Here is a 12861-nt window from a genome sequence, read left to right on the forward strand (position 1 = left end):
GCTTATAGTGGCTGGGCATAATAATTAGAGATATGGATATGAAACAAAAGCAGCTGATTGATCAATTCAAGGTAATCGTGGGTGATGACAATGTGTTAACCGACGATATCAAAACCAAGTATTACCGTTCGGGTTTTCGCTCTGGTGGTGGCTCTGCACTGGCCGTTGTCTTTCCAAATACCTTGGTAGAACAGTGGAAAGTGATTAAGCAATGTGTCGACGCCAACTGCATCATTATTATGCAGGCTGCTAAAACCGGCTTAACAGAAGGTTCTGCACCAAGCGGTAATGATTATGACCGCGATGTTGTCGTTATCAATATCACTAAAATGAAACAAATCCACCTTCTTGATGGGGGCAAGCAAGCAGTTTGTCTACCGGGGGCGAGCTTACACTCCTTAGAAAAATCACTAAAAACGGTTAACCGTGCACCTCACTCTGTTATTGGTTCTTCTTCTTTAGGTGCAACAGTGGTTGGCGGTATCGCGAACAACTCTGGTGGCGCTCTCGTGAAGCGTGGCCCTGCCTATACTGAGCTTGCGATATTTGCTCAAGTCGATAAAGACGGTAAACTTCATTTAGTTAATCATTTAGGCATTGATGGTCTTGGCGAGACGCCAGAAGAAATCTTGCAAAACATTCAAGAAGGCAACTTCGACCCAAGTAAAGTCGTTCATGACGAACGTATGGCTTCTGACAAAGAGTATGACGAGCGCGTGAGAGACGTGGCCTCTGATATTCCTTCACGATTCAATGCGGATGATCGCAGACTGTTTGAAGCCAGCGGCTGTGCAGGTAAGCTTGGCGTGTTCGCGGTACGTGTTGATAGCTACCCAGTACCTGAGAAAGAGCAAGTCTTTTATCTTGGCACAAATGATCCGGCGAAACTCACCAAGCTGCGCAAAGACTTTTTGACTCAGTTTGAGAACTTGCCAGAAATGGGCGAGTACATGCACCGCGATATTTTTAATATGGCAGAGAAGTACGGCAAAGATGTATTCCTATCCATAGACCATCTTGGTACAGATAATTTACCAAAGATGTTTGCTCTAAAAGCCAAGGTTGAAAATACCTTAGAGCGAATCCCGTTTGTTAGTAAATATCTGCCAGATACGATCTTGTACTACGCGAGCAAGTTGTTCCCACAACATTTACCACAAAGATTGCTAGATTATCGTGACAAATACGAGCACCACTTGATCCTAAAAATGAGTGATGGCGGTATTGAGGAGGCTAAGAAATACCTTAAAGAGGTGTGGGCTGCAGAACCAGACCAAGATTACTTTGAGTGTACTGCAGAAGAGGGTAAGAAAGCGTACCTGAATCGTTTTGCAGCAGCAGGAGCGGCGATTCGTTACGAAACCATCCACCGCAACGAAGTAGAAGATATTGTCGCTCTCGATATTGCGTTACGACGTAACGACGAGGAGTGGTTAGAGACTCTACCGCAAGAGGTGACAGATAACCTTGTGATGCCTCTCTATTATGGTCACTTCATGTGTTTTGTATTCCACCAAGATTACATCTTTAAGAAGGGAACAGACACAAAACGCATGAAGCGATTGATGTTAGAACACTTGAATAGTCGTGGCGCAAAATACCCAGCGGAACACAACGTAGGGCACTTGTACGAAGCGGAAAACTCACTACAGAAGTTCTACCATGAGCTCGATCCAACCAATACCTTTAACCCAGGTATCGGTAAAATGGACAAGTACCGCCGTAACTGTAACTGCTGTGCCTAACGAGTTTTAACCGAAACATTTTTATTTGTTAATAAACAAAGCCACTTCAACGAGTGGCTTTGTTGCTTTATTGCTTTATAGCGTCTCTGTTCAAATATAAATGACTCAAAAGCTAAAATTGATAGGAAGAGTAAGGCTTAAGCGTGCACCTGTTATGCTCGTCGGGGGTTTAATTAATGGTTGAGCGCGGTAAACAAGGTCGACAGCTTCGTTATCTAATGAACGTGTACCTGAACTTTTAACCAACACAACGTCAATTACATTGCCTTGGCGATCCATTGTAAATTTAATAACTGGCATGCCTTTCTTCTTCATGCGCTTTGCTTTTCTGGGGTAACGCTTTTCTCGCTCAAGATGTGCATGAAGGGCTTGCTGCCAATTAATTTTGGCTGCTTTCCCCGCTTCAGAGAGTTGTCCAATCCGCAGAGCACTTGCTTGCTGCTGGCTATTTTCAGCCACTAAATTAGGTTGAGATTTTGCTGATTGTACTATTTGCTTCTGGTCTTTGAGATCATCATTGATTGGGCGCGGTTTCTCAATCGGAACGGGTTTCACAATCGCCTTTGGGGGAGCGGGGGTGACTTTAGGTTTCGTCTTTTTGACAACGGGAGGCTCTGGACGACTTTTAGGTGGTACAGGCGTTTTCACAATCTGTTTTGGCTCCTCGGGTTTAGTCTTCGTTTCTTTTTCCGGCTTAGCCTCTTGGTTTATTGCTGATGAAAGCGCGTTTGCTTTCTCAACCTCAACAAACTTTGGCTGCTCTTTCACAGGTTTTGGTTTGACGATTGGCTGTATCTCCGCAACCGTTGCAGCTTGGATCATCTGCTCTTGAACTATCTCAGGTTGATTTTCGCCTATCTCTGTATCTTCTACTGGCATTTTTGCCATCGCGAGAGGGGCAACAATCGTAACCTTAATGGGTGCAGCTTGCGGAGGCGGGGCAAAATCGTACTCAGGTGTCCAGAGGTAATAAACAAGTGCAAATAAGTGAAGGGCAACACTCAATACAAAACCGACGACAAACCAAGGTCGAGGAGGCTTACGTGACCTGACACTTAAGGTGGCAAAAATACTCATGATTATTACCCCCGTGGCATTTCTAAACCAACGAGCGCAATCTGGCTGTATCCGGCGCGTACAAGTGTGTTCATGACTTTCATCAGTTCGTCATACGTAATGCTTTTGTCAGCTCTTAGATAAATCCTCTGATTTTGGTCCTCGATAATTAGCGGAAGATCAAATGGTAGCTGTTCTAACGTTGAAGTCTTATCCTCACCTAATGTTAGCTCTAGCCCCTTACCAACTGTAAGGAACAAAGGTTCATCAGGTAAAGGTGTGGCTTCAGCAGAAGATGAAGGAAGATCGACGGGCACATTAACGGTCGCCAATGGTGCTGCTACCATCACAATGATAAGTAGAACGAGCATAACATCAACCAAAGGCGTCACGTTGATATCGTGGTTTTCCACCAGATCATCGCTGTCTGAAGATGTTTGAAATCCCATATCACACCACCTTCTTTAATTGTGATGGCGACTCTTCATTAGTATCGCGGTCACAATCTCGGCTAACAAGTACCATGGTCGCAACAGACACGTCTGTTAGGAGTGCTTTGTAGTGTCCAATACGTCGAGAAAAATAGTTATACATCATCACCGCAGGAATAGCGGCAACCAAACCGATCGCTGTTGCGAGTAGTGCTTCAGCTATACCAGGGGCCACAACTACAAGCGTCGTACTTTTGGCTTTCGCGATGCCGATAAACGCATTCATAATTCCCCAGACTGTACCAAATAGGCCGACGAATGGGCTAACTGAACCAATGGTTGCCAAAATGCCGGTTAGTGACGTCATGTCTCGGGTTAACTCCGCTTGAACTCGCTCAAGTCTTAATTGAACGCGTTCTTTAATGCCGCTATGAGTCGCAGAGCCTTGACCGGACATATAGATCTCGTGTTGTGCAGCGGTCACAACGGAGACTTCTTGTCCTGTTTGTAGTGTGAGGGCGGATTCCGCATGCTGAAGAGTCTCCGCGGTCACTAAAGTCGCTAATAGTTGCTTAGTTCTTTTCGTAGCAAGAACCAGCTGTATCTGTTTAGTAATAAAGACTGCCCAGCTCAAAATGGAGGCGACTAACAAAGCGATCATTACCGACTTCACCACCCAATCTGCAGCATGGTACATTCCCATCGGCGAAAGATCGTGGGTGATCAATGGATTTGAAGGAGGGGCAATTTGTTGGTTTGAGACCACAGTATCGGAGATAGGTTGAATTGACGTATCACTCAAAGAATAGTGGGAAAACGTCAGCATTAGAAACGCTGACGCGATACGAAAAAAAAGCGTTGTCATTTGGTAGCACTCACTAGGGGTTGAATTAGGCTGGTGGAACAAATTTCCACGTTGTCGCTACCTATACCGAATGAGATTAAAAAAACCGTAAAGAAATTTTAATTATTTTAAAAACGCCTAGTGAACTTGATAGTGATTTCGTTTTGTTGGTAGGTGTAGAGCCAATCAACGTTGCTTTTTATTCTTTTATGATTCCAAACCAATGAAGGGGTAACACCGAATAACTTGATATCTTTTAGCGAAGCAGAGAGCGCGTAATTTTGCTCTTTATCTTTACGCGTTTCGCTCAGAACGCTATTGAAGCCTTGGTAGTCACGATGTCTAAACGATCCAAAAACTGTCAGATCAACCCAAGGAATCACATCTGAATTCAAGCCAATTTTACCGCCATAAAGCTCGTAAGCATGAACTTGTTCTTTGTTCTGTTTACCTGTCCAGTCTATGCCACCGAATAACAATAGGTCATGATTAAATTGGTACCAATAAGTAAGATACGAAGTCAACTGCCAGTCTGTTTGATAGCTGACTAAACTTGGGATGTAGTCTTGATAGTCGGCTTTGAACTCGAATTTAAGGGCACTGTTTTGGCTGGTTGTTCTAAGCCAGTCTAACTTGACTCCTGAGCTGAAATAAACAGAGCTGTTCGCGTAACGACTTAGTTCAAAAGAGGGGCCGATTGATATTTTGTTGAAGCGATCATGAAAACTGTACCCGAAGCCGATTCGAGAAGTATGTTCATTGTAATTGCTGTTGTTCCCGTAGTTAGTGCCATAAGTTAGGCCTTGTAAATGAATACCGTGGTGTCGAGACAAAGAGAAACGTTTATTGATGCTCGCTTCAAAATCGACCCCATAGGCTTTTTCTTTTTTAGGCGTGACACGGTCAAAGAGACACTGACCTGTGTCGGATGTCACCAGGCAGGTATAGGATTCAGAAGAGCTGTTTAAGTTATCATTAAAAGAACCGCCAATCGCCACAGAACCGTTCCAGCTGTCGCGAGCAATAAGCGCTTGGGTAAAGCTGTCGATGGTTCGTATCACACCAGCAGCTCTCGGATTTTGTGAGGGTATTTTTGATTTAATTTGATTGAACAGATTGAGCGCATCTCGGTTTTGGTTACTTTCAAACAAGACTCGAGCTAGCTCTAACTGCGCGGGCATAAAATTGGGTTGTAAGGCTAATGCGTCTTCGAATGCGAGTTGGGCGTGTTCCAGATCACCTTTAGCTCGAGAGATTGCGCCGTCAGCGTATTTCAGTAACAGTGGGTCAGGCTGTTCAAATTGTCGATAGATTTCCAGTAACTGGCTAGCTTGAACCCATTGACGATAACGAACAGCAAGATGAAGAGCTTTCGCGACTTGATTCAAATCGTTTGTGTCGATCTGGTGTCCAGTTTGGGCTGGTTTTTGGGAGTTAGCTTCGCGCTGGTTCTCTTCTTCAAGTATTGCTTGTTCTTTGTTTTGAGCCGACAGGGCGTCTCGTTGTTCAATACGAAACTGCGTATCTGTGTCTTGAGACCAAGAAAGAGGTGAAGAAAAGGCGCAAGACAATAGTAGGCAACGTATAAGTGGAGTGGTGTTGGAGTTCATGTGGTGCTCATTAAAAAGAAGCAGCCGAAGCTGCTTCTTAGCCATTGAAGGTGATTACTGTTTTGCACCGCCGAATGCAGTATCAAGATCAGAGTTGCCAGCAAAAGTCGCAATACCAGCAAGTGTTGCTGCATCTGCGCCAAAGAAGTGACCTTGAGATATACCTTGAGTTGTCACACCTGCTTGGTTGGCTGTTGCCGTACCATTGAACGAAGCGCTTGCTGCATCAATCGTGCTATCCACATTGATAGATAGAGACGCATTAGCAATGTCGCCTGTTAGAGTTTGTTGAGCGAAATCAGCAGTAAACGTGCCTGCAAGCTGGTTACTACCGCTAAAGTGGTTAATACCAGTAATGTTGTACGTCGCGCTACCTGAAGTAGGCACAGTGGTACCAGTATTGTCGCCTACATAGTAAACAGTACGGTTGTTGTATTCTTTATCTTGTCTTCCTTCATACCACTCACCAAACCAAACGTCTTGGTTAGCCGCTTGTGCAAAGTTGTAAAATGATGAACTAAAGTGCTTACTGCCAGAAGTATGTACATTATTTCGCTCTTTACTACTGAAGATATTACCTGCTAGTCCATCGAAATCGACGCGCTTACCTGTTGAGCTGCCAATGCCGGCCTTACCTTTTGCGTGAAACAGTGGGACGTAAACTTCAGATTCACCAACCTGGCGTAGAGAGTCGTCGCTAATCGCGCCATCAAAACCTGCTTGTACAAGTGGGCTAAGGCCAATCATTGCAGCCGCGATCCATGAAAGTTGAACTGGTTTCATTTTGATTCCTTTTAAATTGAGTATGATAAGTAAAAAAGCAAACCCAACATCCGGTGCGCGCGACAGATGTCGTGCTTGCTTTCAACTATTACACCGTTTAAGAAAGAGAAAACCGTAATAGAGAATCGTAATTTTTAATAAAATTTTATCGGCTAATGAAATTGTAGTCGCCGCCGACGCGCTCTATCAGCGTAAAGTCATTTGGCCCATTTAAACTCCAGGCAAATTCGAAAAGCACTCGAGTGAGTTTGCTCTGGGTTGGGGGAGAAAGCACAGTCAGGGTTTCACGGGTACCTGCTGGAATTACATAAACATCAGACTTAGCGAGTTCACCGAAAGGGGTTCTTATGATGGGCTGTACGATATCTTTAAGGTCAGTCAAGGAAGTCACGGTAATAGTGATGTCTTTTTCGACGGCTTCAAACGTATAGGCCCCTAAAGTGTAATACTCAGGCACTTCTCCAGTATCATTGGTTAGATCTATGCTCTTCTCGTCATCAAAAGGTAGAAGTAAAGGTTCGGTTTCATCTCTCAGAAAGACTTTTGCGTGCGGGCCATTTAACGAAGCAACGCGCACGTATGTAGGTCTGCCAGGTAAATCGGTGAACTCGCCGTCACTTACTTCGACACTGACAGCAAATTGCCCGCTCACATCGGCAACAAAGCTTGTGGTTTCAGCACTAGGGTTCGCAATAGTTGCATTGCTCCCTTGCGGTTTTGACACAAAATACCAATTAAAGGTGAGGGGGTCGCCGTCCGGGTCATAACTTTCACTGGCAGTGAAAGAAACCGTCATACCTTCAATGGCCAACATGGCTTGGGTATTATTAGCAGTTGGAGGGCGGTTTTGATGGTTTTCATTAAAGGTGACGGTTGTGGTCGCCTTAGTTGATAAGAAACCATCGGTGACGGTTAATTCCACCACATAGTCACCTGCCACATCAGCAGTTAAGTCGGGGTATTTGCCCTCATATTTACTGAGGCTAGGCTGACTACCATCTGGCTGGTCGATAATTTTCCATTGACGGTACAGTTCATCGCCGTCAGCATCCGTGGATGTGTCAAACAGTTTGACTGATTGCGATAGGGGCGCGCTGTACGTTGGGGTAAGTGAGACCACCGGTGGCGAGTTGTCTTGGTCGGGTTTAGCCACTATTTTCACTTGATTTGGGCGGCTGTTGACTTGGCCATCGTTGACCACCAACGAAAGGTAGTAAGTACCAATATGATCCGCAACGAAAGTCGGTTTGATGGCCTCCAAGCTGGAAAGTTGTGCTTCGCTTCCTGCGGGTTTTTCTGAGAATGACCACGAATAAGAGATGAGGTCGTTGTCATAATCAACACTGCGAGAGCCGTCTAAGTGGACGACTTGATTAACTTTAACTTGTTGATTGATGCCAGCGATAGCGATCGGAGTTTGATTATTCGGGTCGCTTGTCGGTGATGAATCAGAAGCGCTTCCATTACACGCCGTAATGAAAGCGAAAGAGAGAATTATTAGAAACTTGTAAGTATAGCCATGCATTGCAATACACCGTCGAGATTAGAATGTTAAGTCATCGTTTTTTGCCTTTCCTTGCTATACCGTTTAAGAATGAAAAAACCGTAATCCAAAAATAAAAAAAAGCGCGAATGTTCGCGCTTTTCGTAGTTTTAGTTTGGAAGATACGTTTTTTTAGCTTGGAAAGGTTGTGCTCTTGGTTTGGAAAATAGTGAACTTAGTTCGCCTCAGCACTTAAGTCGTAAGCAACGCCCATGTAGTTTGAGAAATCACTATCAAGGATGAACGAATATACAACGTTGGTTCGTGCGCCAGTCGTCGATTTTGCCCACATTTTCACGTAAGCCACATCCCCTGCATGTAGGACTTGGTTTAGTTCTATCCCTGTCATTTTCGGTGCATAATCTTCACCTCTGAAGTCCATTTCAGTAATTTCACTAATGGTGTAGTCCTTACCAACCGCCTCTAGAGTATAAGTTCCCACTAGAACGTATTCGGGTGCATCACCTGTGATGGTTTTATCTAGGGTGATCGGCGTCGGTGTGTAAGGTAGGGGATGTACTGTTTTTTCATCTCCAAAGGTAAAGATGATTTCGCTGCTGCCTATGGCACTTGCGGTCAAGCGAACTATATCGGCTTCGCTGGTGAATTCACCGTCATTTACAGACAGCGAGAAGAGGTAATCACCCACTTGGTCTGGTGTAAAATCTGGTTTCGCGATTGTAGAGTCTGACAGTTCAGCCGTACTGTTTTCTGGCTTAGAAAGTAGTTTCCACGTGTACGTAATCGCATCTTCATTACCGTCGTAGCTACCACTGCCATCTAAGGTTGCTGTTTCTCTGATCTCTAAAGATCTTACGCCACCCGCATTAGCGACAGGAGCAATGTTTTCTGCTGAATATGACACAGTAACTTCTTGGCTAACGCTCTCATAACCATCATTCACGGTTAATTTCAGTTTGTAGTCACCGGCAGTGTTAGACAGAAGTACTGCTGTTGATGTTTCGCTGCCCGTGAGTTTCGTCGTCGCATTATCCGGTTTTGATAAAAGCGCCCATTGATAAGTCAAAACATCGCCATCGAGGTCAACGGCGTTGGACGGAATTTCGATAGATTTAGTTAGAGCAACACTTGGTGGTGTCGCAATATCGATGATTGGCGCGACGTTTTGTGATGCGTCAGTGACTTCAATGGTTTGCTTTGTGGTACTTGAAGTGCCAGATATCGCACTTTCTAATTCAAATGTGTAATCACCAACAACATCTGGAGTGAAGTAAGGTGAAATGGCCTTGTTAGCGTTAAGTGCAACGTTACTGCCATCAGGTTTGCTTGTGAGCTTCCATTCAAACGTCATGTTTTCGTTGTAGGTATCTAAACCTTGGGTTGCATCTAAGCGCACTCGCTTGCCTAATTTGGCATGAGATTTTTCTACAGTTGCGTTGTTTGAAGAGCCTGAACTGTTATCGCTGCTCCCACTACCGCATGCGATAAGCGCTGGCATAGCGGCGGCAAGTAAGGTCCATTTTAGTTTTGAAGTCATCTGTTTTGTCCTAATCATGAGTGGCAAAGCTGTTTGAAATCAGCCATGCAAATGTCAATTTCATTGGGTATACCGAATCAAGATGAGAAACCCGTAAAGAAAAACGCCCCGAAAGGCGTTTTATTATGGTTTTGATTGATACGTTTGATTCCAAACGAGTCTGAAAGGCAATATCAGTGGTCTTTTTACTAAAACTTACCACTTAGTTTGAAGGTTAATGTTCGGCCTGGAGCGGGCATACCTGATACCGAACCTGTATCTAAGTAATAAACATCAGACAAATTGTTACCAATCAGTTCAGCACTCAGTTTCTTTGTGAAGGCATATTTGACGTAGGCATCATAAGTAATCACCTCAGTTCTTTTTATGATCTCATCTTCATGACTCGCTGAAACGTAGTTGGTACGTACGCCTGTTTCTAAGTCGGTATCAAAGAAACGAGTACCTAGTAAAATACTGCCTGTATATTCAGGTGCTGCATGGGCAGCAAGGAAGCTTCCTTCTGAAAATCCACCACGAACACAGGTTTCTTCAGATGGGGTATTGCCTAAAATTACATCCTTTATATAACCTTGGGCGGCTGAGTTTCTGTCACAAACTTCGTTTCGGAAGTTGTAAGCAATTGAGGCATCGCCAAAATAATCGCTGTTATCAAACTGCCCATTGATCTCAATACCGCTGGTTCGTTGGCTATCTAGGTTAGTGAAGTTATAACTGTCACGGTCTCTATCCATCACATCGTCAATGGTTTGATCAAAATAGGTCAGCTTAAAGCTCGCGTTATCGAAGTAATGAATGTAGGCCGTTTCGTACAGTTTGGCTCGTTCAGGTTGTAGTGGAGCACTCGCGATGGGGTTACTGCTGAATCCACTAGTACTTTCAAATAAGCTTGGGAAACGTAACGTCTCAGCGTAACGGGTGTAAATTCGGCTGTTATCGCTGATTAGCCATGTGGCTGTGACAGAAGGCATCCAACCGCTACCGCTTGTTTTGTATTGAGTGTTGTACTCTTCAGAAGTTTCAAGTGATTTGGCCTTGCAGCTGCCTTTGATGTAGTTTTCTTGTTGCATGGCAATACGACAAGCATTATTCGCCAGGTCGAGCTCGTTGTCGCTATTGGTTAACCAATTGGATGCATGGTGCTCGATGAAAGTGGTTTGATTTTGCGCCGCTTCAGTTTGGGTTTGTAGCTTTTGTTGCAATATAGCATCGAAATTGGCGAGCTCTGCTTGTCGTTCGTCTAGCTGGCTTTGGTACTCACTGGCTTGATCAGGGAACATAACGATCAAGTTTTGTAGTCTATCTATCTCAGTATTGAGGTTTTGTTGCGTGAAAGTGACTCTCACCTCATGCTCAGCATTTGCTATATTTTGCGCGATCTCTTCTGGAGCATAGGTCTCTAACGTTTGATACGTTAATTGGTAACCGTCTTTCTTGTACTCTTTCAGAGAACTAAGGTCGCCGGAGTTTACTTGATGTTCGATATAGTAATCTGTCGCATTATAAGAGATGTAACGGACACCAGAATCTAACACGATGGATTCATATGGACGCCATTCAATCTTTACAGCGCCGTTGTATTCTTCTCTTTCACCGGCACGGACGGCACCACCATAGAAATCGACAAGGTTGGCTAGGCCCTCTTTAGGGTTCAGTTCGTGCATCACGTAACTACCCGACAATGTCATATCAATCGAGTCTGTCAGTAGCATCTTGTTATTGAAATCGAACCCGTACCTTTGCTCATCTCGGTTAACGACGGATGTGTTTATGATGATGTCAGGCGTATCGCTTTTGTAGTTCACGAAGTTAGGGAAGCCATAACCAGTATTGCTGCGTGAATCTGTTTTTGTCAGCCATAAGTTGGTGCTTAGGTTTAGCAAATCGTGTTCAGGGTTAGCTCTAAATTTCAAGGTGTAGGCTTGCATTTTTGCGTTTGCAAGCGGCCACTGAGCGAGTCCATCAGAATTTCGGTAGTCTGAACGACTCGCCAAAATCTCACCGTGAGTACTTTCGGTGTATCGGATACTGGCGTGCAGTTTGTAGTAATCACTGAAATTGATTGTACCTTTTAACAGTGCTGACTCCATTTCAGCCGATGTGTTGGGTACTTCGTGGCCAGGGTAGTGGACCAACGCCATGTGTTCAGGCCTTAAGAGTGGATTTCGTCCCGCGACTTGGTCACTTGCGTCACCATCAAACGGCTGCGAATAAAAGTCAGCTTTGCTGGTACCTGAATAGTAGTTGCCTCTATTTCGGTATGCGTATGCGGCTAACCAGTCAAACTTTGGTTCAATTCCAGCGAGCGCGAGGCGGTAGGCGATGTCTTCTCCATTGAAGGGATTATCTGTTTTGTTGTCTCTGGTTTGGAAGCGAAGTTCTGGATCGTCGTACAGTGGAACACCACCTAGCTCGGCATAAGCAGGGACATCTTGCCAACGTTTTCCGGTATGCAGTCGAGCTTTGTTTGGCTCGATGGAGTTACTGCTGCTTTCGGCAACTAACTCAATACCAAATTGTTCACCTTCTTCAACGATATCTTGCGGTTGCAATGTCGTCACTTTCACGGCACCACCTGTTGAGGTATTGATCTCTGAGTTTAACTGAGCACCTTGATAGACGGTCATACTACCGATGAGGTTGGGGTCAATGTAGTTTCTGTTCGATGACCCACGGTAGCCGTTATACACTGAAATACCTTGTTCAGTACCATCGATAACAACAGGTACACGTCCAAAGCCTTGTACACCACGAACATTCGGGTCGATACTGCCACCGCCATTTCGTGCTTCGCCACTGTGTGTGTTGGCGACACCGGTAAACAAATCTGCCGCACTGGTACCTTTGAAACGTTCGATCTCTTCTTTGCCGAGATAAGCGGTCGCGATGTCTTTGTCGTACACGTCCATTTCACCATCAGTGTCTCTTTGATAGGCATCATCAAAATGGGTTCGAACATGTATAGCATCGAGTGTCATCGAGTCTGTAGTCGGTACGAGGTAGTAAACACCATCAGACTGTTTTTGTGCTTGCAGACCGGTATTGGTCAACAGCATAGAAAGCGCTTGTTCGTTGTCGTATTGGCCGACTAAACCTTGGCTGTAGAGCTCTGAAGAGAGTGAGGAATCTAGATAAAATTCGATACCCGATTCGACGGCAAAGTGGTTAAGAGCACTATCTAGGGTGCCTGCTGGAATATTATATTGATGGTCTTCTGCAGCGTGGGAAGCAAAAGGAAAACTCAATATAACGACACCGATTTTTAGCGTGGTAAATTTGGAGAGTAGCGAGCGCTGCTTGGTATTTGGCACCGTAATTTCCTTATCGGGATTTCTAACTGACTGTCAGATA

At 44.7% G+C, this 12861-nt stretch carries 9 protein-coding genes; 1 reads left to right on the forward strand and 8 read right to left on the reverse strand.

Annotated features, from left to right (window positions below; translation table 11 throughout):
* Positions 1–38: 38 nt before the first annotated feature.
* Positions 39–1745 carry a D-lactate dehydrogenase gene (gene dld, locus OCV50_RS19125; protein ID WP_261904272.1) on the forward strand — a complete coding sequence of 569 codons (1707 nt, stop codon included), beginning with the start codon at positions 39–41 and terminating at the stop codon, positions 1743–1745.
* 105 nt (positions 1746–1850) lie between these two features.
* Here dld and OCV50_RS19130 read toward each other — a convergent pair whose 3' ends face one another.
* The 8 genes from OCV50_RS19130 to OCV50_RS19165 form a co-directional block, all read right to left on the reverse strand.
* On the reverse strand, positions 1851–2822 hold the full coding sequence (locus tag OCV50_RS19130) for an energy transducer TonB family protein (protein WP_261904273.1): 972 nt from the start codon (positions 2820–2822) through the stop codon (positions 1851–1853).
* Between the two features lie 5 nt (positions 2823–2827).
* A complete protein-coding gene (locus OCV50_RS19135) occupies positions 2828–3250 on the reverse strand; it encodes a biopolymer transporter ExbD (protein ID WP_261904274.1) in 423 nt (140 codons plus the stop codon).
* A gap of 1 nt (position 3251) precedes the next feature.
* Positions 3252–4097 (reverse strand): tonB-system energizer ExbB, encoded by an 846-nt coding sequence (exbB, locus tag OCV50_RS19140; RefSeq protein ID WP_261904275.1) that lies wholly within the window; start codon positions 4095–4097, stop codon positions 3252–3254.
* Positions 4098–4204: 107 nt separating this feature from the next.
* Positions 4205–5686, reverse strand: a complete 1482-nt coding sequence (locus tag OCV50_RS19145) for a surface lipoprotein assembly modifier (RefSeq protein ID WP_261904276.1) — start codon at positions 5684–5686, stop codon at positions 4205–4207.
* 54 nt (positions 5687–5740) lie between these two features.
* Positions 5741–6469, reverse strand: coding sequence for a Slam-dependent surface lipoprotein (locus OCV50_RS19150; RefSeq protein WP_239839916.1), 729 nt, complete (start codon positions 6467–6469; stop codon positions 5741–5743).
* A 145-nt stretch (positions 6470–6614) separates the two neighbouring features.
* On the reverse strand, positions 6615–7994 hold the full coding sequence (locus tag OCV50_RS19155; RefSeq protein WP_261904277.1) for a PKD domain-containing protein: 1380 nt from the start codon (positions 7992–7994) through the stop codon (positions 6615–6617).
* A 193-nt stretch (positions 7995–8187) separates the two neighbouring features.
* The gene (locus OCV50_RS19160; protein WP_261904278.1) at positions 8188–9510 is read right to left on the reverse strand and encodes a PKD domain-containing protein; all 1323 of its coding nucleotides are present in this window, start codon (positions 9508–9510) and stop codon (positions 8188–8190) included.
* A 188-nt stretch (positions 9511–9698) separates the two neighbouring features.
* Positions 9699–12821, reverse strand: coding sequence for a TonB-dependent receptor (locus tag OCV50_RS19165; RefSeq protein WP_261904279.1), 3123 nt, complete (start codon positions 12819–12821; stop codon positions 9699–9701).
* Positions 12822–12861 lie beyond the last annotated feature (40 nt).

Source organism: Vibrio fortis, assembly GCF_024347475.1.
In the GTDB taxonomy this organism is placed as follows: Bacteria; Pseudomonadota; Gammaproteobacteria; order Enterobacterales; family Vibrionaceae; genus Vibrio; species Vibrio fortis.